At 65.7% G+C, this 24,459-nt stretch carries 22 protein-coding genes and 1 pseudogene; 10 read left to right on the top strand and 13 right to left on the bottom strand.

Features of this window, described 5'->3' with window-relative positions; genetic code table 11:
* Nucleotides 1-439: 439 nt before the first annotated feature.
* Both D580_RS0104815 and D580_RS0104810 read right to left on the bottom strand, forming a co-directional pair.
* On the bottom strand, nt 440-1,138 hold the full coding sequence (locus tag D580_RS0104815; protein ID WP_018953302.1) for a TVP38/TMEM64 family protein: 699 nt from the start codon (nt 1,136-1,138) through the stop codon (nt 440-442).
* A 7-nt stretch (nt 1,139-1,145) separates the two neighbouring features.
* Entirely contained in the window at nt 1,146-1,691 is a 546-nt protein-coding gene (locus D580_RS0104810) for a DUF2058 domain-containing protein (protein ID WP_018953301.1), read from the bottom strand.
* Nucleotides 1,692-2,078: 387 nt separating this feature from the next.
* On the opposite strand from D580_RS0104810, the gene D580_RS0104805 reads away from it, so the two are divergent.
* Entirely contained in the window at nt 2,079-3,152 is a 1,074-nt protein-coding gene (locus tag D580_RS0104805; protein WP_018953300.1) for a thioredoxin family protein, read from the top strand.
* Between the two features lie 109 nt (nt 3,153-3,261).
* Here D580_RS0104805 and D580_RS0104800 read toward each other — a convergent pair whose 3' ends face one another.
* Nucleotides 3,262-4,947 carry a methyl-accepting chemotaxis protein gene (locus tag D580_RS0104800; RefSeq protein WP_018953299.1) on the bottom strand — a complete coding sequence of 562 codons (1,686 nt, stop codon included), beginning with the start codon at nt 4,945-4,947 and terminating at the stop codon, nt 3,262-3,264.
* A gap of 435 nt (nt 4,948-5,382) precedes the next feature.
* On the opposite strand from D580_RS0104800, the gene D580_RS0104795 reads away from it, so the two are divergent.
* On the top strand, nt 5,383-5,868 hold the full coding sequence (locus tag D580_RS0104795) for a DsrE family protein (protein ID WP_018953298.1): 486 nt from the start codon (nt 5,383-5,385) through the stop codon (nt 5,866-5,868).
* 273 nt (nt 5,869-6,141) lie between these two features.
* Here D580_RS0104795 and D580_RS15200 read toward each other — a convergent pair whose 3' ends face one another.
* Together D580_RS15200 and D580_RS0104785 are read right to left on the bottom strand one after the other, a co-directional pair.
* Complete coding sequence (locus D580_RS15200; RefSeq protein WP_018953297.1) at nt 6,142-6,492, bottom strand: cupin domain-containing protein; 351 nt, start codon at nt 6,490-6,492, stop codon at nt 6,142-6,144.
* Between the two features lie 15 nt (nt 6,493-6,507).
* Complete coding sequence (locus tag D580_RS0104785) at nt 6,508-7,044, bottom strand: DsbC family protein (protein ID WP_018953296.1); 537 nt, start codon at nt 7,042-7,044, stop codon at nt 6,508-6,510.
* A 155-nt stretch (nt 7,045-7,199) separates the two neighbouring features.
* On the opposite strand from D580_RS0104785, the gene D580_RS0104780 reads away from it, so the two are divergent.
* Nucleotides 7,200-7,406, top strand: a complete 207-nt coding sequence (locus D580_RS0104780) for a hypothetical protein (RefSeq protein ID WP_018953295.1) — start codon at nt 7,200-7,202, stop codon at nt 7,404-7,406.
* A gap of 139 nt (nt 7,407-7,545) precedes the next feature.
* Here D580_RS0104780 and D580_RS0104775 read toward each other — a convergent pair whose 3' ends face one another.
* The gene (locus D580_RS0104775) at nt 7,546-8,424 is read right to left on the bottom strand and encodes a tetratricopeptide repeat protein (RefSeq protein ID WP_018953294.1); all 879 of its coding nucleotides are present in this window, start codon (nt 8,422-8,424) and stop codon (nt 7,546-7,548) included.
* Between the two features lie 134 nt (nt 8,425-8,558).
* Here D580_RS0104775 and D580_RS0104770 point away from each other — a divergent pair, with 134 nt between their 5' ends.
* From D580_RS0104770 to D580_RS0104755, 4 genes are all read left to right on the top strand, one after another.
* A complete protein-coding gene (locus D580_RS0104770; RefSeq protein ID WP_018953293.1) occupies nt 8,559-9,266 on the top strand; it encodes a hypothetical protein in 708 nt (235 codons plus the stop codon).
* A 404-nt stretch (nt 9,267-9,670) separates the two neighbouring features.
* On the top strand, nt 9,671-10,999 hold the full coding sequence (locus tag D580_RS0104765; RefSeq protein WP_038043172.1) for a sensor domain-containing diguanylate cyclase: 1,329 nt from the start codon (nt 9,671-9,673) through the stop codon (nt 10,997-10,999).
* 56 nt (nt 11,000-11,055) lie between these two features.
* Nucleotides 11,056-12,075 carry a polyamine ABC transporter substrate-binding protein gene (locus D580_RS0104760; protein ID WP_018953291.1) on the top strand — a complete coding sequence of 340 codons (1,020 nt, stop codon included), beginning with the start codon at nt 11,056-11,058 and terminating at the stop codon, nt 12,073-12,075.
* Between the two features lie 39 nt (nt 12,076-12,114).
* On the top strand, nt 12,115-13,869 hold the full coding sequence (locus D580_RS0104755) for a GGDEF domain-containing protein (protein ID WP_018953290.1): 1,755 nt from the start codon (nt 12,115-12,117) through the stop codon (nt 13,867-13,869).
* Between the two features lie 233 nt (nt 13,870-14,102).
* Here the strand turns inward: D580_RS0104755 and D580_RS0104750 are convergent, their stop codons facing one another.
* From D580_RS0104750 to egtC, 4 genes are all read right to left on the bottom strand, one after another.
* Complete coding sequence (locus D580_RS0104750) at nt 14,103-14,837, bottom strand: SIMPL domain-containing protein (protein WP_018953289.1); 735 nt, start codon at nt 14,835-14,837, stop codon at nt 14,103-14,105.
* Between the two features lie 89 nt (nt 14,838-14,926).
* Nucleotides 14,927-15,655 carry a MarC family protein gene (locus D580_RS0104745; RefSeq protein ID WP_018953288.1) on the bottom strand — a complete coding sequence of 243 codons (729 nt, stop codon included), beginning with the start codon at nt 15,653-15,655 and terminating at the stop codon, nt 14,927-14,929.
* Nucleotides 15,656-15,765: 110 nt separating this feature from the next.
* Nucleotides 15,766-16,935 (bottom strand): SUMF1/EgtB/PvdO family nonheme iron enzyme, encoded by a 1,170-nt coding sequence (locus tag D580_RS0104740; protein WP_018953287.1) that lies wholly within the window; start codon nt 16,933-16,935, stop codon nt 15,766-15,768.
* Between the two features lie 28 nt (nt 16,936-16,963).
* Nucleotides 16,964-17,743 (bottom strand): ergothioneine biosynthesis protein EgtC, encoded by a 780-nt coding sequence (gene egtC / locus D580_RS0104735; protein ID WP_018953286.1) that lies wholly within the window; start codon nt 17,741-17,743, stop codon nt 16,964-16,966.
* A gap of 271 nt (nt 17,744-18,014) precedes the next feature.
* On the opposite strand from egtC, the gene phoB reads away from it, so the two are divergent.
* The 3 genes and pseudogenes from phoB to D580_RS16680 form a co-directional block, all read left to right on the top strand.
* A complete protein-coding gene (gene phoB, locus D580_RS0104730) occupies nt 18,015-18,707 on the top strand; it encodes a phosphate regulon transcriptional regulator PhoB (protein WP_018953285.1) in 693 nt (230 codons plus the stop codon).
* Between the two features lie 3 nt (nt 18,708-18,710).
* Nucleotides 18,711-20,051 (top strand): phosphate regulon sensor histidine kinase PhoR, encoded by a 1,341-nt coding sequence (gene phoR, locus D580_RS0104725; RefSeq protein ID WP_026289712.1) that lies wholly within the window; start codon nt 18,711-18,713, stop codon nt 20,049-20,051.
* Nucleotides 20,052-20,094: 43 nt separating this feature from the next.
* Nucleotides 20,095-20,246, top strand: a pseudogene (locus tag D580_RS16680) (phosphate permease); the annotation flags it as partial.
* A 743-nt stretch (nt 20,247-20,989) separates the two neighbouring features.
* Here the strand turns inward: D580_RS16680 and phoU are convergent.
* The 3 genes from phoU to pstA form a co-directional block, all read right to left on the bottom strand.
* Nucleotides 20,990-21,715 (bottom strand): phosphate signaling complex protein PhoU, encoded by a 726-nt coding sequence (phoU, locus tag D580_RS0104710; protein ID WP_018953281.1) that lies wholly within the window; start codon nt 21,713-21,715, stop codon nt 20,990-20,992.
* 183 nt (nt 21,716-21,898) lie between these two features.
* Nucleotides 21,899-22,756, bottom strand: a complete 858-nt coding sequence (gene pstB, locus D580_RS0104705; protein WP_018953280.1) for a phosphate ABC transporter ATP-binding protein PstB — start codon at nt 22,754-22,756, stop codon at nt 21,899-21,901.
* A gap of 36 nt (nt 22,757-22,792) precedes the next feature.
* Nucleotides 22,793-24,445, bottom strand: a complete 1,653-nt coding sequence (gene pstA, locus D580_RS0104700; protein WP_018953279.1) for a phosphate ABC transporter permease PstA — start codon at nt 24,443-24,445, stop codon at nt 22,793-22,795.
* Nucleotides 24,446-24,459 lie beyond the last annotated feature (14 nt).

The following is a 24,459-nucleotide window of genomic DNA, read 5'->3' as shown; positions in this document are numbered from 1 at the left end:
CGCTTCAGTGTCCGGGGGCTTGAAGCGGTCACGGGTGAATGGAATCTGGTGTGTCTGGCGCTCAACCTGCGACGGATGCAGCGCTTGGGATGGCGCCCGGCATAACCGACACCCCGCCAGTGCGGGGCCGGCGGCCCACTGTGACGCCGGGTGACCCTGCATGCCGGTCACTGTGGCTGGATAACAGTCCCGGCGCCACCCGGCCCCCGCAGATCAGCATCGATTTATGCTCGACCGAAAACTTCTACCGCCCAGGCTCCTAGCCCGCATATCTCACCACCCTTCTACTGCGGCCGCCGATCTGCTCACTGTGACGAGGTGTGCTCTCTCCAGCCGGCTTGACGTAGTGTCGGCTACGCCGGCGCCGTCTTCCGGTCCGCGCGCCCCGTCACAGCGGGATCTCGACGCCCTCGCTACGAACGGTGGTGAGATATGCGGGCTAACCCAAACGGGCGCGCAGCGCGCGTCCGCCCACCAGCAGCACGGCCAGCGCCAACAGGGGCAGCAGGGACATCGGTTCGATCTCCATCCCGTCCTTGCCCGATGTGAGCAGGGCATGCACGGCGTAGGTGTAGATCGGCCATTTGAACGCCAGTCCGATGATCGTCGCCGTCATGAACGGACCGAGGGGCAACCCCAGGGTGCCGGCGCCGTAGTTGATCACCGAGTGAGGAAAGCCCGGCAGGACGCGCAGCGCCAGCTGGGTCCAGACATCGCCCTGGCGTGACAGCAGATCCAGTACCCGCTGCCCCGTGGGACCCGGCTGCCACAGCCCGCCCAGCCAGCGGGAGGTGTAGTAGGCCCCCAGGGCGCCCAGGGTGCTGCCGGCGGTGAGGATCGCGGCCGCGGTCAAGGGATCGTAGAAGGGCGCCACCACCCAGAGCATCAGTGTCCCCGGCAGGGCCAGGGCCAGCAGCAGGGCCTGGAGCAGGATCAGCACCGGGATGGCGGCGGGGTGGGGGGCCAGGGACTGACCCCACTCGATCACATCGGCCACGGCTACCGGCTGCCATAGGATCAGCCCGACGATCAGCAGCACCAGCCCCGCGATGATCATCATGCGCAGCCGATGCCTGCGGCGTTCGCCCGCGCAGGCCATGCCGCGGCCTTCCTCGCGATGCTCCGGGTCTGCACTCATTGCGGCCTCACCACATCAGGTCGTCGGGGACCTGGTAGGCCGCGTAGGGATCGTCGGCGTCCGGGGTCTGGGATTTGCGTTCGTCAGTATCGATCAGGATCACGGCGGCGGGGTCCCGCTCGCGCACCTTCTCCAGCGCCTCCAGGGGCAGCAGTTCGTAGCCCCCGGCCAGGGTGACGATGCCCAGCTGGCCGAGGCCCAGGCGGGCCTGCTGGTCACGGGTGACGTGGATACGCCGCACCTTGCCGTCGTGTTCGAAATGGTAGGTCACGTCTGCCTCCCGGCGGGGCAGGCGATTGGCCTCGATGATCTGGCGCAGCTGCGCCTCCCGGGCCTTGCGCGCGGCTTCCTCTTCACGCTGGCGGTTGAGTTCCCGGGAACGCTCCGCCTGCTGGCGTCGGGCCAGTTCCGCCTCGGACGTCTGCTGGCTGTTCCTGGCGCCCTTGGGTGCCTTCTGCTTCTTGTCCTGTTTTTTGCCCTGGCGCGCCTGGCGGAGTTTTTTCTCGTCCACCAGTCCGGCGCGCAGCAGCTGTTCCTGCAGTGAATTGGCCATGGTTTGTCCGAACACGTTGTGCGCGCCCGAGGGGCGCGGATGACTGAGGGGCATTGTACGCCTTGGTGTGATGCAGATGAAAACCGCGGCTCTGACAAGCCCTGTTGAAATGCAAGGTCTGTCGGTCTCATGAAACCAGAACCGATGACTTGTGAACCAGCCCGCATATCTCACCACCGTTCGTAGCGAGGGCGTCGAGATGCCGCTGTGACGGGGGGCGCGGACCGGAAGACGGCGCAGGCGTAGCCGACACTACGTCAAGTCGGTTGGAGGGAGCACGCCCCGTCACAGCGCGCAGATCGGCGGCCGCAGTAGAAGGGTGGTTAGATATGCGGGCTAGAATATGGTGAGTTTTCCCACAGGTATTCAAGGTGAGAGGCTTGTTCCATGCTTCGATTCGCAATACCCCGTGTCCTGGGCATCGGCCTGCTGGCACTCGCGGCCGCGCTGCTCGTTACCCCTGTGCAGGCCCAGACCTCGGGCCCTGTGGAGGTCAAGCACCCCGCCTGGTTCAAGGACAGCCTGCTGGACATGCCCGCCGACCTCAAAGAGGCCCGGGATGCCGGCAAGACCGGCCTGATGCTGTTCTTCGGCACGCGCACCTGCAGCTACTGCCATGCCTTCCTGGAAAACACCTTCGGCCGGCCCGAGATCGTCGAGCGGGTGCAGGCCAGCTTCGATGTCATCGGCTTCGAGGTGATGAGCGACGACGAGGTGGTGGACTTCCAGGGCAAGACCCTCTGGGCCAAGGACTTCGCGGTGCAGGAGCGTGCCCAGTTCACGCCCACCCTGGCCTTCTACGGCGAGGACGGCCGGCTGCTGCTGCGCATGGTGGGTTACGTGGGGCCTGAGCGCTTCACCGCCGCCCTGGATTACCTGGAGGCGGGCGCCTACGAACACCAGAGCCTGCGCGCCTACCTGGATGCACGGGAGGCGGCCCGGGCCGAACCCGCCCGCGCCGTGATCCGCGACCAGGCCCTGTTCGCCGCCGCCCCGCTTAACCTGGACCGGCGCGGCGGCGACGCGCAGCGTCCCCTGCTGGTGGTGTTTGAGCGGCCCGACTGCGACACCTGCGAACGTCTGCACCGCACCGTGCTCACGGTGCCCTCGGTGCGTGAGGGTATCGGGCGTTTCGAGGCGGTGCAGCTGGACATGAGCGATGCGGACTCCCGGGTGATCACGCCGCACGGCGAGACCCTGAGTCCCAGGGACTGGGCAGTGCGGCTGGGGCTCACCCACGCACCGGCGCTGGTGTTCTTCGACCTGCAGGGCGACGAGGTGCTGCGCACCGACACCGATCTACTGGTGGATGCCCACGGCCGGCCGGTGGATGAGGTCAATCCGCGCATCACGGCCAACGTGCAGGCCCGCCTTGACTATGTGCTCGAACAGGGCTACCTGGAACAGCCCCAGTTCCAGCGCTGGCGTGCCGCACGGGCGCGGGATGGCGGCGGATTATGATGAATCATTGAGCGACCGTCTCGCGACGATCAAAAGCCCAGGCCCCGAAATCGGGGCCTGGGCTTTTTGAGGGGCCTCAGGCCGAGGCCGGGCGCGAGGTGGTGATGGGCTACCGGGGCTTTGAGGACAGCTGGGCGGGTGCACCGTCCAGGCTGAACCGGGCAGCGGCGTCGCGCAGTTCCGCCGCCAGGCGATCCAGTTCCGCGCTGGCTTCGCTGAGATCCTCGGCACCCCGGGTGGTGAGGTTGGCCAGCTTGCTGATCTCGGTGATGTTGCGGTTGATCTCCTCGGCGGTGGCGCCCTGCTGCTCGGAGGCACTGGCGATCTGGGTGTTCATGTCCGCGATGGTGGACACGGACCCCGTGATCGCCTCCAGGGCCTGACCGGCGCTGCTGGCCTGACCGACGCTCTCGTCGGTGCGCTTGAGCCCCCCCTCCATGGCCTGGGCGGCGTTGCGCGCCCCCTGCTGCAGGCGCTCGATCATCTCCTGGATCTCGCGGGTGGAATCCTGGGTACGGGAGGCCAGGGTGCGCACCTCGTCGGCCACCACCGCGAAGCCCCGGCCCTGTTCGCCGGCCCGGGCCGCCTCGATGGCGGCGTTCAGGGCCAGCAGGTTGGTCTGCTCGGCAATGCCCCGGATCACGTCCAGGACGCTGCCGATCTGCTGGCTGTCGGCGCCCAGCTGGTCGATGGCCTGGCTCACCCGGCGCACCTCGTCGGCCAGGCTGCCGATGGTGGTGACGGTGCCATTGACCACCTTGCGGCCGTTGTCCGCGTGGCCGCTGGCCTGGCGGGTAGCCTCGGCGGCCTGGGCGGCACTGCGGGCCACGTCCTGGACCGTGGCGGTCATCTCGTTCATGGCGGTGGCCACCTGGGCGGTCTCGGCCTCCTGCTGGGAGACCGCCTCGCGGGTCTGCTGGCAGATGCTGCCCACCCGCTGTGCGTTCTGCAGCAGGGCGTCGGTGGCCGTGATCACCCGGGTGACGATTTCGCGTACGCCGTCGACCATGGTGTTGAAGTCTTTCGCCGCCGCGCCGAACTCGTCGTGGCCCCGGTCATCGGCCCGGGCGGAGAGATCGCCCTCGGCGAGCCGGTGACTGGCCTGGCGCAGGTCCGCGACCGAGGCGGTGATGCGCCGGGTGATCACCCCGGTGAGCCCCAGGGACAGCAGGATGGCAAGGATCAGCGCCACCAGGGTGGCGTTGCGCACCCAGGCGCTGTTTTCCACCATGCGCTGGAAGTCCGCCTCGGCCAGCTCCCGCTGGTTGCGGTTGACGTAGCGGATGTCGTCGCGCAGCAGGCCGAAGGCCTTGTAGAGTTCGTTGCCCATGCGCTGGTTGGCCTCGGTGACCCGGCGCTCGCGCAGTTCCGCCACGGTGGCCAGCAGGCCGTCCCGGGTGTATTGCTGCAGGTGGGTCTCGAACTGGGCGAGGCGTTCCGGGTCGGTGCCGCCGGAGGCCAGGGCGGGCCGGATGGCCTGGAAGCTGGCCTCCATGTCCCGGGCCATGTCCTCCACCCGGCCCACGCGCCGGTCGATGCCCTCGGGGGAGCCGTCGCGGATGGCGTTCATGAGCTGGATGCGGCTGTTCATGGCCATGAACATCATGTCCGCCAGTTCCGTGAGCGGTACCAGGCGGTAATCGTAAGTGTCCTGCATGCTCTTTTCGGCCTGGCCGAGCCCGCGGATGCCCAGCAGGCCTACGATCAGGACCAGGATGCAGGTGGAGAAGCCGAGCAGGTAAAGACGCGCCCGGGTGGTGGAAAGCAGTTGAAGCACGCGGTTGGAACTGGCCATGGGTGGAACTCCCTGTCGATGTCCGAATGTGTTGAGTTCTCTTCCTGTAAACCCCGGAGTCTTGTCCACGTGCTCCGTTCAACACAGTCTAGCGGCAGCCAGCGCCAATGTTTGAGCCCGAACTGGGTGTCCTGAATCGCTAAAATTCAATGGAATAGGGTGGTTTTTGATCGAACGTATCCGCAAACCCGATTGAATCGGGAAAGCCGATCAATATGGGTTGATCTGACCCGGAATTTCCGATGAGTGCAGGGCTCGGGAGGCGGGGAAATAGGGGTCAGCGCCCGGACTTGGGTCCCAGCAGCAGCCAGAGAATGAAGCCGATCAAGTATAGCGTGCAGGGAGATCCTGGCCGGGGAATATCATGTACCCGATACGCATCTTCATGGCTTGTCACATCACTGATCGCGCGAGAGGCGCGTGGGGGAAGGAATCATGTTCAAGTTGACATGGCGGGTGGCGGTAGCGGGCATGATGCTGATCCCGGCCGCTGGCCCGGCGCAGGAACTGCCCGCGCCCTGGGGCGTCGCCACCGAGGTGCATCAGACCTACGACGGTCAGAAGGTGGTCTACGACGCCGACTCGCCCACGCCGGACAAGCTGCGCAGCGTGATCGACCGGGCCAGCTACCTGAGCCGCATGAACGGCGCCAATCCCTTCGACACCCGGGTGGTGGTGGTGGTCCACGGTGAGGCCCTGCACGCCTTCGCGCGCCAGAACTACGCCGAGCATGCGGAGATCATGGCTCGCGCCCAGAGCCTCTCGGTGGGTGACGTGGTGGAGTTTCGCATCTGTGCGGCCGGTGCCCGCCGTCGCGGCTATGCACCCGAGGATTTCCACGGCTTCACCACCGTGGTGCCCATGGCGGATGCGGAGATCGTGCGCCTGCAGCAGGAAGAGGGCTTTGCCTTCATGCGCTAGGGCAAAAAAACCGCGCTCTCTCGGTGACGCTGGCGCGCGGACAAAGCCAGGGTCAAAAAAACATGCTCTCGCCAAGGCGCAAAGACGCCAAGAATAATCATGGCGTGACAATCCCCAAGCGCAGCTTCTACGTAGAGGCATGCGTGGTTTGCCTCACGCCTTGACAAAAATATTCTCTAGCAGGGATGCCGAGACGCGGGGGAAATCATAAAGAAGGTTTTCTTGGCGTCTTTGCGCCTTGGCGAGAGATCGATTTCGGTTTTTGAGTGTCCTTCAGCCGCCGACCGGCGTCCGGGCATCAGCCTCGGCGTCCCAGTGCAGGGCGAGCCAGAGGGTGTTCTCATCCGGGGTGGTCCAGCTGACGCGATGCGCGATGCCGGCGGGGATTAACAGCCAGTCTCCGGGGACCAGGCGTCGTCGAGCCGACGGGTCCCGGTATTCAAGCTCGGCTTCGCCCTGGATCAGCAGCACCCACTCGTCCCAGCCCTGCTGGTACCAGTGGTCCGGCGGCGAGACGTGTCCCCGGGAGACGATGCGCTCGATGCGCAGGCCCCGGTGCACCAGGAGGTCCTGCAGCCACTCGGTGGGCAGGTGTTCGGGGATACCCGCAAACAGGTTGTCCATGGCCGTCTCGGCGGCCTACGGGGTGGCCGCCTCCAGCTCCAGGACCTCGATCAGCTGCTCGGCGGTGACATGGCCGTACAGCACCCGGCCCCTGGGGGTGACGATGGCGGGGGTGCCCAGGAATCGATGCACCAGGGCGATTTCCAGCTGGTCATTCACGGCCTCACTCCGGCAGCCTTCCACCTTGACGATCTCGTTCCGCTTGGCCTTGGTCATGGCCGCCTTGCGGTCCTCGCTGCACCAGACGCCGTGCATCTGTTCCAGGGCGTTGTTGATGTTGGGAAAGGCCGCGTAGCGGATCTCGATGTCGAACAGCAGATAGTCGTCCATCTGGGTGTGCAGGCGCCGGCAGAAGGGGCAGTTCACGTCGGTGAATACCGTGACGTGGTGCCTGGCCTGCTCCGGGCTGTAGACGATCAGGTCCGCTTCGGGCAGCGCCTGCACCTTCTCGGCCAGGGCCGGGTTGGCGGGGGGCAGTCCGCTGGCGCTCGCGGAGGCGCTGAGCAGGGCCGCGCACAGGGCGAGGAGCCAGAAAGCGGGTTTTTTGACCATGGTGCACTCCTGTGTTTGGATGGGGCAGCTTGCCCCGGGCTCTGTGCATGAGTCCGTCATTTTGCTGCGAGGTTCCCGGGCATCTGGGACATTAGACGGGCGGCAACCGGGATTTCATCCCGGCCGGGTCGTCACACAGGATATCAGGAGGGCTTATGAAACGGCGTCGCACGGACACCGGCCTGGTGCTGGTGGGTCTGGGACTGCTGGGGATCGGCGGTTATGTCCTGCTCAGCGGTGAGATCTTCCTGAGCCGGCTCACGGTGAGCGAAGGGCAGTCCATGACCGGGACCGGTGCCCTGGTGGTGGGGGTGATCTTCGTGGCCCTGGGGTTGTATTTCTTGAAGGAGTCCCGGCGCTGATGGACATGATTCTTTGTCAGTTGTCAGTTGTCAGTTGTCAGTGGTCAGTGGTCAGTGGTCAGTGGTCATCAATATTGAACAACTCACAACTGACCACTGACTACTGACAACTGACAACTGACAACTGACAATTGATCGTTCAAGGGCCGGGTGAATGGTTGCGCGCCTGGGCCCATTCCACGGCCCGGCGGCGTCCCTCGCCGATGGTCGCGTCGTCCAGGGTGGCTTCCAGCTCCAGCCGGGTGCGGTTGCCGAAGATGTCCCCGCCGGCGGCCGCAAGGCTCGCCCACTTGAGGGCCTCTGCCGGGTCGGCCTCCACGCCGTCGCCGTCCGCGTACATGCGGCCCAGCCAGCCCTGCATCTGGGTGTGCCCCAGTTCCGCGGCCATGCGGGTGTAGGCGAAACCCCGGGTCATGTCCCGTTCCACGTCTCCGATGCCTTCCACGTACAGCCGGGCCAGGAAGTAGCTGACCAGCTGGGGTTCCGCCTCCAGGGCCGGCTGCAGCAGGGCCTCGGCCTCCAGGGCCCGTTCCGGCGCCTGGCCGCCGAAGGCGTCGGCGATCAGCACCGAGGCCAGGGCGATGCGCGCCTGGGGGTAACCCGCCTCGATGCCCTTGCGAAACCAGTCTTCCGATTGCGCCCGGTCCCGGGGCACCAGTTCGCCGCGCAGGTAGGCCCAGCCCAGGCTCAGGGTGTGCTGGACCTCGCCCGCGTCCACCGCCTGTTCATACCAGTACACGGCCTGGCCACCGTCCTTGTTCACCCCCAGGCCTTCGGCATGCAACCACGCCAGGTGGGCCATGGCGCTCCCGGAACCGGCCTTCGCGGCCGATTCAAGCCACAGGGCGGCCTGGGCGGGGTCCGGCGTTTCCTGGTCCAGATGGGCATGGGCCATGGACTCCAGGGCCTTCGCGTCCCGCCCCGCCGCGGCCTGCTCACTCCAGGGCAAGGCCTCTGCCTGGGCGTTCAGTGCCAGTCCGAGGGTCAGCAGGAGAATGAGAATCAGGGTCTGTTTCATGGGGCTGTCATGGTAGGGGCGGTTTGTGACGGCGTGATGACAGTGGCAAGTGGCAAGTGGCAAGTGGCAAGGATGTCAAAACAAACCCCGAGGAGTATTCTGGGTTTACTTGCCACTTGCCACTTGCCACTGCGATGACTGAAGTCTCCACCCCGGCCCCGCCTCCCGCACCCCGCCGCTTCGGCTGCCTCCAGGTCGCCATCCTCATGCTGGCGGTGATCCTGCTCACGGTGCTGGCGACGCTCTGGGTGGTGCGCACCTATGTGTTTCCGGCACCCATCGAGCCGGTGGCCCTGAACGTGGAGGAGCGCCAGACCCTGGAGGCGAAGCTTCGCCAGCTCCAGGGCGCGCAGCCGGATAGCCGGGCGGAACGGGACCGTCGCCCCATCGTGGACCTGGAGAGCCGGGGCAAGCCCCTGGTGCCGGAACTCTACCGGGAGGAGCCGTCCGCCCGGGTGCTGTACTTCAGCCAGCGGGAACTGAACGGCCTCATCGCCCGCAACCCGGACCTGGCCGACCGCATGGCCCTGCACCTGTCCCGGGACAAGGTCTCCGCCACCTGGCTACTGGATCTGCCGCCGGACTTCCCCTTCATGCCCGGCCAGACCGTGCGCCTGGACGCGGGTCTGCGCCTGGCCCATGAACAGGGGCGGCTGGTGGTGGTGCTGGAGGGGGTCAGTGTCATGGGCGTGCCGTTGCCGTCCGCCTGGCTGGGCGGACTCAAGGGTGCGGACCTGGTGGCCCTCTACGGCACCGAGGAGGGCTTCTGGAAGGCCTTTGCCAGCGGTGTGAAGGACCTGCGGGTGGAACAGGGGCGCCTGCGGGTGGAGTTGGCTGAATAAGGCCTCCATGCCTGCCGCAAAATCGCCATGCAATCCATAGGGGTATGGCGCCGCTTATCCCGGATTTCTGACCGCTGGTCGCGCCACTCATGGAATGCCCCGATGGGCCGACGGGCTGTGGTGCCTTTTGAGGCGCCCCGGGGATATAGTCGGGAAATAACAATACGAAGGGCGCACAGGCCCCGCTCGCCCGACTGGCAGCGGCCCTCAAGCCCCGCCCGGATACCCCTGGACTGGATTCCGTCACATGCAGTTGCGCCCCCCGGGTGCGACTCCGGTGCGTGCAGGGTTTCTCCGGGCGCCTCAGTCACCCGGAGAAACCCATGGGGAAGCCAGTGACTCCCCCTCAAGCCCAAGGCCCGCAGCAGCCGTTCGCCCCAAGGCGGCGCCTGTTCGTGGAGCTGATGTCCTGGATGATCGGGCTCGGCCTGGTGGCCGGTTTGGTCTTCCCGCCCTTCGTGGTCCTGCTCGGCGTGCCCGAATCCCTCGCCTACAAGCCCAGTTTCTATGCCGCCTGTCTCGGTGCCGGCCTGGCGGTGGGCGCGGTCAATTACCTGGTGGCCTGTCGTCTTGTGCGGCCCCGGGTGAAGACGCTCTCCGAGGGCATGCGCAATTTCCGCATGGCCCTTCAGGAGGAAGAGGGGCAGACCTCCATGCTGGGGCGCGGCTCCGAGCGTTACCACGTGCCCGTGGATTCCGCCGATGAGCTCGGCAAGGCCGCCGATGCCTTCAATCGCCTCATCGATGCCCTGGTGCGCGCCCGGCGCACCGAGGACGCGGTGCGGGATTTCTCCCAGACCCTCGCCTCGCAGCTGGATCTCGCCCCCCTGTGCCGGGAGGCCCTGAGCGTCATGCTGGCGCGCAGCGGCGCGGTGGGCGGCGCGCTGTTCGTGCTCCAGGAGGGTGAACTGCAGTGCGCAGCCGCCTATGGCCTGAGTCATGCGGAGGACCTGGCCCGGCGTTCGGACCTGCGCAAGGCGCTCACCGACCTCAAGGCCCGGCAGGTGGACTCCCCCGTCGACGTGCTGCTCACCGGCGGCCCTCAGGTCACCCCCCGGGAGTTGCTGCTGTTGCCGGTGGAGAGCAAGGGCGAGCCCCTGGGTATCCTGGTGCTGGCCTCCCTGACCCCCTTCACCCCGGAGATCTTTCGGCTGCTGGATTTCTTCCGCCAGAGCCTGAAGCTCGCCTTGCAGAACGCCCTGAGCCACGAGCGACTGGGGCGCATCGCCGCCATGGATGCCCTCACCGGTTGTTACAACCGGCGCATGGGCATGGAACGCCTCGGAGAGGAGTTCTCCCGCGCACGCCGTGGCGGCGAACCCCTGGGGCTGGTGATGTTCGACATCGACCACTTCAAGCCGGTCAACGACACCTGGGGGCACCTGGCCGGAGACCGCATCCTGGTGCAGACCGCCCGGACGGTTCAGCGGGTGCTGCGCGAGGGCGACGTGCTGGTGCGTTACGGTGGCGAGGAGTTTCTCATCCTGCTGCCCGGCACCGCGCTGCCCGAGGTGGAGGAGGTGGCCGAGCGGGTTCGCCTGGCGGTGGCCAGGATGGACATCACCGAAGAGGGGCCCGAGCGCATCACCGTGAGCATCGGTGCGGGCACCACCGCCAGCCTGGATGAGGAGAGCCCGGATGCCCTGCTGCAGCGGGTGGACGAGGCCCTCTACCGGGCCAAGGCCGAGGGTCGTAACCGGGTGGTACTGGCCGGCATGGAGCCTGTGTCGTGATCAGAATGCATCGAGGTCTCTGTATGGCTTACCTGCCGTTGATACTTGGCGTTCTGATGTTGAGCCTGCTGCCAGGCAGGGCATCGGCCCAGTCCGAACTGACCGTGCTCAACTGGCCTGACTACCTGGATGACGATCTGGTCGAGGCCTTCGAGCGTGAGCACGGCGTGAGCCTCAACCTGATCTATTACGAGACCGATGACGACCGCGATGCCCTGCTGGTGGAAGCCGAGGGGCGCGGCTACGACGTGGTACTCGTGAACGGCTCGAACCTGGCGAGCTACGTTCGCCGGGGCTGGCTCGAGCCCCTGGACACGGCGGTGCTCAGCCAGCTGCAACACATCGATCCCCGCTGGCGCGCCGCCTACCAGGCTGCGGAAACCCATGGCGTGCCCTACCTGTGGGGCACTCTGGGCATTGCCTACCGCCGGGACCTGGTGGGCACCGAACCGCACAGCTGGATGGATCTGTTCGAACCCGAGGAGGCGCTGCGCGGGCGCATCGTCATGGTCAACACCGCCCGGGTGAGCGTGGCCATGGCGCTCAAGGCCCTGGGCCATTCCGCCAACAGCACCGAGCCAGCCGCCCTGGACGCCGCCGAGCGCTTGCTCATGGCCCAGCGTCCCTGGGTCAAGGCCTACGGCTACGTGGACATCACCGAGGAGTCCGCGCTGCTCACCGGCGAGGTGGCCGCGGCCATCATGTACAGCGGCGATGCCCTGGCCCTGGAGGAACAGAATCCGGAGGTGCGCTACACGGTTCCCATGGAGGGCGGCGAGTTGTGGGTGGACTACTGGACCGTGCTGTCTGCGTCTCCCAACAAGTCCCTTGCCTGGGCCTTCATCGATTTCATGACCCGACCCGAGAACGCGGCCCGCACGACGGTCACTTTCAACTACCCGAGTCCCAACCGGGCCGCCGAGCCCCTGCTGCCCCGGGAGATCCTGGACAACCCCGCCATCTATCCCGATGCCGACACCCTGAGACGCTCCGAGGTGCTCGTTCCACTGCCACCCCGGGTGACGCGCCGGGTGCAGGACATCCATCAGCGTGTGCTGCGTGAGCCTGGTGCCTGACATGGAGTCATCCGTTCCTCGTCAGGACACGGGCAAGCCATGAGCGATCGCCGCCCGGATCGCCGACGGCCCCTGCGCGGCGGGCTCAGGCTGCAGACGCGTGTGACGCTCTGGCTCCTGCCCATGATCGTGGCGCCCCTGCTGCTGCTCGGCTGGCTGGCCTACGTGCAGTTGCACGACCAGCTCAGGGACCAGCACCTGGCGCGCGTGGACACCCTGCTGGAGCAGATGGATCTGCACATGCAGTCCAAGATCCGCACCGCCGAGGCCAACGCGCGCCTCATGATGAGCAATCCCCTGTTCCAGAATTACATGCGTGCGGAAGACGAGTTCGAGCGCTATGAGCTGCTCTACGGGCCGCTGCTGCGCCTGCTGGAAGGTTATCAGCAGGCCCATCCCGACCTGCGCGAGGTGCGCCTGGCCCTGGCCGACGGTACCGAGGACGTGCGCTGGGTGCGCACCGGCAGCCCTTCCAGTGAGGGCCTGCCGACCGCCACGCTGCTGGGCCTTGAGGGCGACGGGGTGCGCCTGGTGCACGATGGGCAACTGGGCGAGAGCCTGCTGCTGGTGAGCCGGCCGGTGATGCTGCGCGACGTGCGCGCCGATCCGGTGGCGACCCCTCTGCAGCATTACGGCTACCTGCTGCTGCTCATGGACCTGAACCTGATCCACGAACAGATGTTCGCCTACCAGCAGGCCGGCCAGGGCAACCTGCTGGCGGTGACTCACGGGGGCGAGGTGCTGCTGGCCGCCTGCGGCGAGGATGCGGGTGCCGAGGCCATGCTGGCGGGTCTCCCGGAGATCGTCGCCGAAGGGCTTGCCGAACTGCGCACGGGTCAAGCGAATCCGGTGCTCCGGCATGGCCCCGACTACGTCCGTGTGCGCGCCCTGCACCCGGATCATCTCTGGCTTGGCCACGTCCCGGGGGATCAGATCGCCCAGGCCACCCGGGGCCTCGGCTGGCTGGTCCTGCTGGTGGTGTTTGTGGCCACCGCCGGCACCTTCCTGATGGTACTGCTCGCCCTGCGTGTCCTGGTACTCAAGCCCCTGGCCACGCTTGAGCGCGCGGCCTTGCGGGTCGGGGAGGGTAGCTGGGATTTTCCTGCCCTGCACCGTCGCGGGGACGAGATCGGCGGTCTCATGCAGGCCTTTGAGCAAATGGTCGAAAGGCTTCAGGACAGTCATCAGCAGATTCACCACATGGCCTACCACGACGAACTCACCGGCCTGGCCAACCGCAAGCAGTTCAACGATCACCTGAGCCGGGCGGTGGAGCTGGCACGCCGGCAGGGTGAACGCTTCGCGGTGCTGTTTCTGGACCTGGATCGATTCAAGGACATCAACGACACCCATGGCCATGACATGGGCGACCGGGTGCTCAGGCACTTCGCGCAACTGGTCAGCGCCTGTGTGCGCGACCAGGACTACGTGGCCCGTGGACAGCTCGTGCCATCACCCGGCTCCCGGGAGGCCGACGGTGAGATGGTGGCGCGTCTGGGGGGTGATGAGTTCATCGTCCTGCTGCGCGGCCTGCACGCCCCTGTCGACGTGCTCAGGGTGACCGGGCGGATCCTGAAGGAACTGGAGCAGCCCTTCGTCCACGAGGGGATTACGCTGATGTTGCGCACCAGTATCGGCGTGGCCTTCTATCCCCAGGACGGCGACAACGCCGAGCAGCTCATGCAACGCGCCGATTTCGCCATGTACCGCGCCAAGCAGGATGGCAGCCAGCGCGTGTGGTTCTACCGGGATGCCCTGGTGGAAGAGCACCGGGATCTCATGGATCTGCAGTGAAGGTGTCGTGAGGGGTAAGGCGATAGGTGATAGGCGTGAAACCACCCTCATCACGGCCCTCTATTCCGGGCATTCTGCCCTCCACCCTTCGGGCCAGCCTTTCGGCTGTTCAAATCCGCTCCCGGCGGATTTGCCCTGAGGGGGAGGGGATTCATCAATCAGGTCTTGCGTTCGGTGGTATGGCACGCAGGCTCTCGCCTAACGCCTAACGCCTAACGCCTAACGCCTAACGCCTAACGCCTAACGCCTAACGCCTCGGCCTTCACGCCCAAGGCCAGGGCGGTGCCGCTCACCTGCACCCGCAGGCGCGAGGTGCCGGCCTCCACCGCCGGGGCGGACTCCATGGCCGCATCCATGGCGCGCGCCATCAGCGGACGTATCGGCGGGCCGTCCAGTTCATCCTGCAGGTGCAGTTCCGCAGGTCGCCAGTGGCTGGCCTGCACCTGTGCCGCCGCGCCGGCGGCCTTGGCGCGCCACAGGTCGATGGCCTGTTCACTGAGCGCCTTGCGCACCCGTTCGCGGGTCTCGTCGGAGACCGCAAATCCCATCTGAATGACCCGCAGCTCACCCTCCTGCAGCTTGCCTACCAGGGTGGTGGCCGATTCCAGGTCGGTGCTTTCCAGCTCCAGGGTCTGGATGATGCGCCAGCCGGTCTGACGGGTCTGGTTGTCCCGGTGCTCGTAGACCGGCTGGGTGGTGTAGGCGGGGGTGCGCAGCTTCACCGTGGGGTGGTCCCGGCCGGTGCGCAGGGCTCGGTCCATGATCTCGCGCACCTCACGGGCCAGGCGGGCGGTGTCCCTGCCGCTGCGCTCCACCTGCAGGGTCACGCGCATCAGGTCGTTGTCCACCTCCTGTTCGCTGAAGGCGGAGAGGTGCAGGCGCACGGCGTCGTCGTCATCGGCCAGTACGGTCAGGGGCAGCAGGAGCAGGCAGAGTAGAAGACTGGTCAGCAGGGGGTGTGGACGCATGGCGGGACTCCGGGTGGCTTTTTGCTTTGTGCGTTGTGCCGGGTACTTGGTTCCCGAAGCATAGGGCGGACCGTGCCCGCCGTCATCCATCACTCGCCCGTGTCGAGATCCAGCCGCTGGTTCTGCGGCGGCGTGCGTGGGTCCTCGATCACCGTGCCGTCCAGCAGGCCCTTGTCCAGCATGTAGCCGGTCACCGCGTCGCTGACGCCATTGATGATGAACTGGATGGCCAGCACGGCCAGGATCAGGCCGAAGATCTTGGTGAGGATCTGTTTTCCGGTCTCCCCCAGGAATCGCACGATGTGCCGGGAGTGGACCATGGCGAAGTAGCAGGCCATGGTGGTGGCCAGCACCGCCAGGTACACCAGGCCGGTGTGGTAGATGGTGGGCGCCTCGCTGGTGAGGATCATCACCGTGGCAATGGAGCCGGGTCCGCTGATGAAGGGGATGGCCAGCGGGATCACCGAGATGTCGTCGGTGAGTCGGCTCTGTTCCGAGCGGGCCTCCTCGGCCTTTTCCTCGTCCTCGTCGCCTCGCTTGCGGATCATGTTCATGGCGATGCCGAACAGGATCACGCCGCCGGCGATGCGAAACGCCGCCAGGGTAATGCCGAACAGCTGGAAGATGATGCCGCCGATGGTGGCGAACACGAAGAACAGTGCCGTGGCGATCTTGGTGGAACGCAGCGCGATCATGCGCCGGCGTTCTTCTGAGGCCCGCGGCAGCAGCGCCATGAACACGAAGGCCGTGGTCAGCGGATTGACGATGACGAAGACCGCCAGGAAGGTGATGACGAGGTATTCGAGGAGGGTCAGCATGGCCCCAGCCTAACAAGGCGAGGGGGGGGAATTCAAAATTCAAAATTCAAAATTCAAAGGGAAATCCATGGCCTCACCTTTGAATTTTGAATTTTGAATCTTGAATTTTCCTACCAGGCCAGCCTCAACCCCGCAAACACATGCCGCTTCTCCGGCGTGTGGAAATTCCGATAGCTGCAGCGGCGCAGGTCGCGGCGGGTGTGGCGGCTGCCGCCGCGCAGGGTGTAGTGCTGTCCGTCGAATCCCGTCAGGGATTGTGCTTCATCGGGGAAGGGCTTGAAGCCCGGATAGGGGAAGAAGCTGTTGGCGCACCACTCCCAGACATGACCGCTGTCGTACATGAGCCCCAGGCGGCAGGCGACCTCCCATTCATGCTCGTGAGGCAGGCGGGCGCCGGCGAAGCGGGCGAAGGCCCGGGCCTCGTGGTGGCAGAGACCGTGCACGGGCAGGTCGGGGGCGAGGTCGTGGGGGCCATCCTGGTCGATGCCGTACCACCAGCCCCGGTCGTCCTGGCGCCAGTGATCCGGTGCCCGTACCGGGTGTTCGGCCAGCCAGGCACGGCCGTCCTCGTCCCAGTGTGCGGGGTCCTCATAACCGCCCGCCTCGATGAAGCACAGGTACTGGGCATTGCTGACCGGTTTGGCGCCCAGGTAGAAGGCGTCCTGGGAAAAACTATGCACCGGCAGTTCGTTGTCGAGGGCCTTGGGGGGCTCGCCGCCCACGGGGAAGTCCCCGGCAGGTACCCGCAGGCGTTCCAGCGGGGCATCGTTGGGGCGCAGGTGTTGCTGGGGTTGGAACTGTTCACGGTGGCACCCGAGCGCACGCTGGTTGAGCGCCATGAGCATGGTCTCGTGGTGCTGGCAATGGTGCTGGATCAGGAAATGGGCCAGGTATTCGTTTTCCAGCAGGGGGTGCTGGGGCAGGGCCTCGGCCATGCCGGAGAGCAGCAGGATGTTGTCGTCCTGTTGCTGGATGACCTCATCGAGAAGCCGCTGTTTGTCCGGCAGCGCCCGTTCGCCGCGAGGCCCATGGATCGGCTGCGATGCGAAAAGGTCGCGCTGTTTGCGCGTGAGCCGATCATCCCTGAGCAACACCTTGCGCAGCCAGTGATTCTCCACGTAGGCGCAGTGGCCCAGGTGCCAGCCGAGGGGGCTCAGGTCCGGGTGGAAGCGGGTCCGGCAGGTCTCGTCGTCCAGGGGCGCGATCAGGGCCCGCAGTCGGTGCTGCACCGCGCGCAGGCGGGTGAGGGTGATCAGAGAGGTGGTGTTCTGTCCCGTCAACAGGAAACTCCTTGGGGTGGTCGTGCGCTCACAGGGCGAGCAGCTCCGGGGGGGCATGGGGGTCGAGGATCAGCACGTGGTGCTCAGGCACCGCCTGCCAGAGGTCGCTCTCGGTGAGCCGCTCGGAGGCCACCAGCTGGGCGCCCTCCGGGAAGCTGTCGTCGTCGGTGGTGTAGTAGAGGCTCGGGCACTCGTGGTTGATGGCGTGGCGGGTGGCATAGATGCGTTCGCCGTCGCTCACCAGCACGTTGAGCAGGGCCACGCCTTCGTCCAGCCATTCCGCCACCAGGTTGAAGGCCTCCCCCAGGGCGGCCTCCACGGGCAGGTCGTCCTCGGCGAGAAGCTGGCGGATCACCGCGAACAGGTATTCCGAGTCGGTGGTGCCGCCGATGCTGGCCTCTGTGTCGGGCGTGAGCCAGGCCTGCAGATCCGGGCGCACCCGCGAGACGAAGTCCTCCAGGAAACCGTTGTGGGAGAACAGCAGTCCGTCCCGGGCGAAGGGCTGGGTGTTGGACGGACCGCTGGCAAAGCCCGAGGTGGCGCTGCGCACCGCCGCCAGCCACACGGGGCTGGTCAGGGTGTCTCCCAGGGCGGGCAGGTTGACGTCCGACCAGATGGGCATGGGATTGACGTAGCGCCGTGCAGTGCCGTCGGCACCGTGCCAGCCGAAACCGAAGCCGTCGGCATTGAGCCTGGCATAGCGCAACTCCCGGGGCGCCCAGGACTGCACCTCGAGGCTGTGGGCCGGCGCCAGCAGGAACTGGCCCAGGGGGATCGGCGCGCCTAGATAGGCGGCGTGTCGGCACATGGGTGTTTCCCGGTTGGGACTGTCGGGTCGGCGGGATCGTGACCCCCCGTCATGACGGCATGTTAGCCTCTGGGACAGGGGAGTGCATCCCGGGTCCTGTCACGGGTTCATCCAACGGACATCATTCGCCGACGGGCCGCATTGGGCCCAGGGCTCTGCCCTGGCGCCGCGCGATGGCGACTTTTCCCGGCTTGACGCACAATTGTCACCGGTCTGTCACAAACATCCGTTGTAATACCGCTGTCTCAAACAAGGACAGATGCCCACAGTGATGAATGCCAAGACCGTACTGATCGTGGAAGACGAGCCGGCCATCCGTGAGATGGTGAGCTTCGCCCTGGCCCGCGCCGGATTCGAGGTGGATGAGGCGGTGGACGGGGGCGAGGCCCAGGAGCGCATCGCCAGTCGCCTGCCGGACATGATCCTGCTGGACTGGATGCTGCCCGGCACCAGCGGCATCGATCTCGCCCGGCGCCTGAAGCGCGACGAATACACCCGGGACGTGCCCATCATCATGCTCACCGCCCGGGGCGAGGAGGATGACCGGGTGGGCGGCCTGGAGGCCGGCGTCGACGACTACGTCACCAAGCCCTTCTCCCCCCGTGAACTGGTGGCGCGCATCAAGGCGGTCATGCGCCGCACCGTGCCCGAGAATGAGGACAAGCCCCTCGAGGTGGATGGCCTGACCCTGGATCCAGCCAGCCACCGGGCCAGCGTGGATGGCAACGCACTGGAAATGGGGCCGACGGAATTCCGCCTGCTGCAGTTCTTCATGACCCACCCGGAGCGTGTGTATTCCCGCTCCCAGCTGCTGGACCGGGTCTGGGGACGCAACACCTACGTGGAGGAACGCACCGTGGACGTACACATCCTGAGGCTGCGCAAGGCCCTCAGCCCGTCCGGCTACGACCGCTACGTGCAGACCGTGCGCGGCGCCGGGTACCGGTTCTCGTCCAGGAGTTGAGGCTTGTCGACACCCTGGTCGGTGGAGGTCTGGCGCCTGGCGGGATTCGTGCTCGCCGGCCTGCTGGTGGACTGGCTGTTCGGATTCTGGCCCTGGGGCACGTTGCTGGCCCTGGCCGCCTACATCGGCTGGCAGTTCCGGCAGCTGTACCGCTTCATCACCTGGATCCGCTACGGCAAGCGTGATGAGCCGCCCGAGGCCAGTGGCGTCTGGGGCGATCTGGTCAGCGAACACTATCGGCTCTACCAGCGCAACCGACGCCGCAAGAAGAAGATCGCCAAATTGCTGAACCGCTTCAACGAAACCAGCGCCGCCATGCCGGACGCCACGGTGATCCTGGGCCCCCGGCTCGAGATCGAGTGGTTCAACGACGCCGCCGTGCGCCTGCTGGAGCTCAAGTCCCCGGACGACGTGGGCCGGCGCATCACCAACCTGCTGCGCCAACCGGCCTTCCTGGGCTACCTGGAGAAGGGGGATTTTACCGAGCCGGTGGAATTCTCCGCCGGCCCGGATACCGACCGCCAGCTCAGTGCCCGCATGGTGCCCTATGGAAACCGGCAGTTCCTGCTTTCGGTGCGCGACGTGACCCGTATTCATCGTCTTGAACAGATGCGCCGCGATTTCGTGGCCAACGTCTCCCACGAACTGCGCACCCCGCTGACGGTGATCGCCGGCTACCTGGAGGCCCTCGCCGAGGACGCCCAGGACGATCCGGCCCTGCTGCGGACCTACCGCTCCATGGAGGGGCAGGCCACGCGCATGCGCCAGATCATCGAGGACCTGCTCACCCTGTCGCGCCTGGAGGCTGCCGAGTCACGGCCCGGGGACGGTGAGCCGGTGTCGGTGCCGGCCATGCTGGCGAGCGTGGTGGAGGATGCCCGCATCCTGGCCGCCGAGGCCAGGCTGGACATCTGCCTGGAGTCCGATACTGGCCTGTGGCTCAAGGGGGTTGAGCAGGAGCTACAGAGCGCCTTCTCCAACCTGGTGAGCAACGCCGTGCGCTACACGCCTGCCGGCGGCAGCATCACCGTGCGCTGGTACGAGGACCGCAACGGTGCCCATTTCGAGGTCCAGGACACGGGCATCGGCATCGCGGCCCATCACATCCCGCGCATCACCGAGCGCTTCTACCGGGTGGAATCCGACCGTTCCCGGGCCACCGGTGGCACCGGTCTGGGCCTGGCCATCGTCAAGCACGTGCTACAGCACCACGACGCTCGCCTGCGGGTGGAAAGCCGCCTGGGCGAAGGCAGCCGCTTCATCTGCGATTTCCCCGCGGAGCGGATCATCCGTCACGCCAACCCGGCGACCGCCCAGGCCGCCGGGGCCGAAACCGCCTCCTGATCCTGCCCGCCCCACCCAGGGGCGTTCCCGCATCCGTAATCAAGGGGTCGGTATGGCGCGGGGCATCGCGGCCATCAACCTGGGGTGCTGCGCACCATCTTCCTGTCCTGGATCGTGACGCTGCCGGCGGGGGCGATTCTGGCGGTTGTGTTCTTCTTTGGGTTGAAGGGGGCGTTTGGGTTGGCGGCGGGGTAACCCGTTGGTTTTTTGCTGGAGTCAAAGTCAAAGGCTTCCGATCCGGCTTGCAGCCGGCTCGGGTTACTTTCTTTGCTTGTCCAAAGAAAGTAACCAAAGAAAAGACACCCGACTTTCTCGCCCCTGCGGGGTGCCCTGCGCGCGGGGGCGTTCCGGGGAGGTCGGCTGACAGGCCGTCCGTGGCCTGGCAGCCGACGCGCCGCTTCCCTGCGGCGCCCCTATCGGGCTTTAACCCCGGAACACCCCCGTGCTCGGCGAGAAAAACGGGAGGGGACGTCAAAGGCAGCAACCCCTTTGACCTTCGGTGGGGTTGTATTCTTTATGTGGAGCCCCGACCCCGGGGCGAATGGTGGGATATTCGCCCCGGGATCGGGGCTCCTACCAGGAAAACCCAAGGCAGATCGAAGCGGTTTTGACCTACCTCCCCCTTATGCCGCACCGAGTAGCGCAGGCTTCGAGGGAAATAGCCCGAAGGGGCGCCGCAGGGACGCGGCGCGTCGCCTGCCAGGCCAAGGACGGCCTGTCAGGCGCCCCCCTCGAAGCCGAGCAACGCAGGGCACCCGCGATCAGCGGGTGCGGCATCGGGGTGTCCTTCTTTTGGTTACTTTTCTTGGACAAGCAAGAAAAGTAACCCGAGCCCCGTGCAACGGGGATCGGAAGCCTTTGACCTTGGCTCTAAGAAAAACCCACCTCGAATCACAACAACCTGGATCTACGGCCGGACAAAGACACCAGCGAAAGAATCACTCCTTCTTCTTCCCCAATGCCGCCTCTTCCATCTGATCAATACTGATGTGCCGCACATCCTTGCCCTTGACCAGATACACCACGTACTCGCACATGTTGCGAGAGTGATCCCCGATGCGCTCCAGGGCGCGGATCGCCCAGATCACGTCCATGGCACGGCTGATGGTGCGCGGGTCTTCCATCATGAAGGTGATGCTCTGGCGCATGATGGCTTCGTAGTCGTTGTCGACGGCGGCATCGGAGCGGGCCACGGCGACGGCGGCTCCCACGTCCATGCGGGCGAAGGCGTCCAGGGCCTCGTGGACCATCTTGAGCACACGCTCGCCCAGGGCCACCACGTCGGCATACTGGTTCTTGGGACGGTCCTTCTCGGCCAGGTGTATGGCCATACGGGCCACGCGTTCGGCCTGGTCGCCGATGCGCTCCAGGTCGGTGATGGTCTTGATGACGGCGAGCAGGAAACGCAGGTCGGTGGCGGCGGGCTGGTGACGGGCCAGGATCTGGGAGCACTGCTCGTCGATGGCCACCTCGAATCCGTTGACCTTCATGTCATTGGCCATGACCTCTTCGGCCAGCTTGGCATCGCCGCTGCCCAGGGCCAGGATGGCATTGCTGATCTGCTCCTCCACCAGGCCGCCCATGGACAGCACCCGGTGACGCACCGACTCCAGTTCCTCGTCGTATTTCTCCAGGTAGTGACCGCCAAGACGGGTTTTATCCATGACACTTTGCTCCGGGTGGAATCAAGATAACTGCTATTTGTCGCAGAAAAAATTATTTGACAGGATGTACATGATTTTCAGGATTAAATCAGAAGCGCTTGGAAAGACGTTTTTTAATCCTGTTAATCATGTAAACCCTGTCGAATGTTTTAGATTTATTGCCACGCTGCGGCGTCTATCAAATCAACCGTATCGGCCGGTGATGTAATCCTCGGTGGCCTTCTGGGCCGGGTTGGTGAACACCGTCAGGGTGTCGTCGAACTCGATCAGCTCGCCCAGGTACATGTAGGCGGTGTAGTCGGACACGCGAGCCGCCTGCTGCATGTTGTGGGTTACGATCAGGATGGTGTAGTTATCCTTGAGCTCGTCGATCAGTTCCTCGATCTTGGCCGTGGAGATCGGGTCCAGGGCCGAGGCGGGCTCGTCGAGCAGCAGCACCTCGGGCTCGATGGCGATGGCCCGCGCAATCACGAGACGCTGCTGCTGACCGCCGGACAGGCCGAAGGCGTTCTCGTGCAGACGGTCCTTGACCTCGTCCCACAGCGCGGCGCCCTTCAGGGAACGCTCCACCACCTCGTCCAGCACCTTGCGATCCTTCACACCCTGCAGGCGCAGACCGTAGGCGATGTTCTCGTAGATGCTCTTGGGGAAGGGGTTGGGCTTCTGGAACACCATGCCCACCCGGCGACGAAGTTCGGCCACATCGACTCCGCGCTCGTAGATGTTCTTGCCATCTAGCAGGATCTCGCCCTCGATGCGGCAGGCGTCGATCAGGTCGTTCATGCGGTTGAAGCAGCGCAGCAGGGTCGACTTGCCGCAGCCGCTGGGGCCAATGAAGGCGGTCACCCGGTTGCGCGGGATCGCCATGCTCACGCCCTTGATGGCGATGTCATTGCCATAGTAGAGCTTGAGGTCGTTGACCTGAAGACAGATGTCCTCGCTGGCGATGTTCAGCCGCTTGCGGCTCACGCCCTCGAAGAGTTTCTCGCCCATGCCGTGGGTCATCGTGGTCTGCTGGCTCATGGTGTTGGTACCGTCCATATCTGTGATCTCTTGTGTGTCCGACAGCTTCGGTGATCAGTCGGATTCCGCGCGGTATTTCTCACGCAAGTGGTTTCGGATGGTGATGGCCGTGAGGTTGAGCATCACGATCAGCAGCACCAGGATCAGGGCCGTGGCGTAGACCAGCGCCTCGGCGGCCTCCGCATGGGGGCTCTGGAAGCCCACGTCGTAGATGTGGAAGCCCAGGTGCATGATCTTGCGCTCCAAATGGATGAAGGGGAAGTTGCCATCGATGGGCAGCGTTGGAGCGAGCTTGACCACGCCCACCAGCATCAGCGGCGCCACCTCGCCTGCGGCCCGGGCGATGGCCAGGATCAGGCCGGTCATCATGGCTGGCGTGGCCAGCGGCACCACCACCTTCCACAGGGTTTCACCCTTGGTGGCACCGAGCGCCAGGGAACCCTGGCGGATGGTGGAGGGTATGCGCGCCAGGCCTTCTTCTGTCGAGACGATCACCACCGGCAGGGTGAGCAGCGCGAGCGTCAGGGAGGCCCAGAACAGGCCCGGGGTGCCGAAGGTGGGCGCCGGAAGGGCCTCGGGGAAGAACGTTCGGTCGATGGCGCCACCGGTGAGGTAGACGAAAAAGCCCAGGCCGAATACGCCGAACACGATGGAGGGCACCCCGGCCAGGTTGTACACCGAGATGCGGATGGTCCTGAGCAGCGGGCCCTGCTTGGCGTATTCGCGCAGATAGATGGCCGCCAGCACGCCGAAGGGGGTCACGATGATGGACATCACCAGCACCATGGTCACGGTGCCGAAAATGGCCGGGAAGATGCCGCCCTCGGTGTTGGCCTCGCGGGGATAACCGAAGATGAAGTCGAAGAAGGACTGAACGTAGAACACCACCTTGGACGGGATCGACATGTTGTTCGGCTGCCAGGCCTTGACGATGCGATCCAGGCGGATGGTCACCTCCTGGCCGCCGGCGGCGCGCATGACGATGGCGTCCCGGCGCGCCTCGTCGATCAGGGTGTCCAGGCGTTCCTGCAGCACCGCGTATTCCGCATCCAGGGCGGCGCGGCGCTCGACGAACTGGCGCTCCAGTTCCGGGGTGAGTGTGCCACGCAGCTCGGCACGGCGCTGATCCAGGCGCACTCGCTCCAGGCGGAAATTGATGTTGCCGATGTCACGTCGCTCGATCTGGCGGATCTCGTCGTAGAGCTGGTTGGTACGTGCCAGGCGGGCCTGGAACTCGGGCCAGAGCTCCGCACCTTCCGCTACCGTGCTGCCTGCTTCGAGCACTCGCAGGGGCTGGCCGTAGAAGTCGCCCCATTCACGGCGTTCCAGTACGGTCATGTCTTTGGGATAGCGCCATTCACCCAGGAAGTCGTCGATGAAGTAGGTGAAGTCACGGCCGGTCACGTCCCGGTTACCCAGCTTGAACAGGTGCCGGGTCACCACCAGCTGGTCTTCGGGGATGGGGGCACCCGCCTCGCGCATGGACTGTCCAGTCAGGGTCTCGGAGCGGCGCAACGTGCCCACCACCTCGACGCGATCGGCACCGGGCAGTTCGTAGTAGGCCTGGACCACACCGTGGGGCCAGAAGTGGCCGAAGCCCCGGATCAGGATCAGCATCAGCAGCCCGAACACCATGATCATGCTGACGGTGACCGCGCCACCGTTCAGCCAGATCCAGGGAGAACCGCTCTTCCACCATTCTTTCATGTCAAAAGCCTCGA

This window comes from Thioalkalivibrio sulfidiphilus (assembly GCF_000377945.1).
GTDB classification, from domain to species: domain Bacteria; phylum Pseudomonadota; class Gammaproteobacteria; order Ectothiorhodospirales; family Ectothiorhodospiraceae; genus Thioalkalivibrio_A; species Thioalkalivibrio_A sulfidiphilus_A.
Note: the sequence above shows the minus strand (reverse complement) of the source record. Positions and strands in the feature narration are given on the sequence as shown.

Bases quoted from the DNA above. Each gene is read 5' to 3' on its own strand.
- D580_RS0104815 (WP_018953302.1), bottom strand. From the start codon at position 1,138: ATGAGTGCAGACCCGGAGCATCGCGAGGAAGGCCGCGGCATGGCCTGC.
- D580_RS0104810 (WP_018953301.1), bottom strand. From the start codon at position 1,691: ATGGCCAATTCACTGCAGGAACAGCTGCTGCGCGCCGGACTGGTGGAC.
- D580_RS0104805 (WP_018953300.1), top strand. From the start codon at position 2,079: ATGCTTCGATTCGCAATACCCCGTGTCCTGGGCATCGGCCTGCTGGCA.
- D580_RS0104800 (WP_018953299.1), bottom strand. From the start codon at position 4,947: ATGGCCAGTTCCAACCGCGTGCTTCAACTGCTTTCCACCACCCGGGCG.
- D580_RS0104795 (WP_018953298.1), top strand. From the start codon at position 5,383: ATGTTCAAGTTGACATGGCGGGTGGCGGTAGCGGGCATGATGCTGATC.
- D580_RS15200 (WP_018953297.1), bottom strand. From the start codon at position 6,492: ATGGACAACCTGTTTGCGGGTATCCCCGAACACCTGCCCACCGAGTGG.
- D580_RS0104785 (WP_018953296.1), bottom strand. From the start codon at position 7,044: ATGGTCAAAAAACCCGCTTTCTGGCTCCTCGCCCTGTGCGCGGCCCTG.
- D580_RS0104780 (WP_018953295.1), top strand. From the start codon at position 7,200: ATGAAACGGCGTCGCACGGACACCGGCCTGGTGCTGGTGGGTCTGGGA.
- D580_RS0104775 (WP_018953294.1), bottom strand. From the start codon at position 8,424: ATGAAACAGACCCTGATTCTCATTCTCCTGCTGACCCTCGGACTGGCA.
- D580_RS0104770 (WP_018953293.1), top strand. From the start codon at position 8,559: ATGACTGAAGTCTCCACCCCGGCCCCGCCTCCCGCACCCCGCCGCTTC.
- D580_RS0104765 (WP_038043172.1), top strand. From the start codon at position 9,671: ATGTCCTGGATGATCGGGCTCGGCCTGGTGGCCGGTTTGGTCTTCCCG.
- D580_RS0104760 (WP_018953291.1), top strand. From the start codon at position 11,056: ATGTTGAGCCTGCTGCCAGGCAGGGCATCGGCCCAGTCCGAACTGACC.
- D580_RS0104755 (WP_018953290.1), top strand. From the start codon at position 12,115: ATGAGCGATCGCCGCCCGGATCGCCGACGGCCCCTGCGCGGCGGGCTC.
- D580_RS0104750 (WP_018953289.1), bottom strand. From the start codon at position 14,837: ATGCGTCCACACCCCCTGCTGACCAGTCTTCTACTCTGCCTGCTCCTG.
- D580_RS0104745 (WP_018953288.1), bottom strand. From the start codon at position 15,655: ATGCTGACCCTCCTCGAATACCTCGTCATCACCTTCCTGGCGGTCTTC.
- egtC (WP_018953286.1), bottom strand. From the start codon at position 17,743: ATGTGCCGACACGCCGCCTATCTAGGCGCGCCGATCCCCCTGGGCCAG.
- phoB (WP_018953285.1), top strand. From the start codon at position 18,015: ATGAATGCCAAGACCGTACTGATCGTGGAAGACGAGCCGGCCATCCGT.
- phoU (WP_018953281.1), bottom strand. From the start codon at position 21,715: ATGGATAAAACCCGTCTTGGCGGTCACTACCTGGAGAAATACGACGAG.
- pstB (WP_018953280.1), bottom strand. From the start codon at position 22,756: ATGGACGGTACCAACACCATGAGCCAGCAGACCACGATGACCCACGGC.
- pstA (WP_018953279.1), bottom strand. From the start codon at position 24,445: ATGAAAGAATGGTGGAAGAGCGGTTCTCCCTGGATCTGGCTGAACGGT.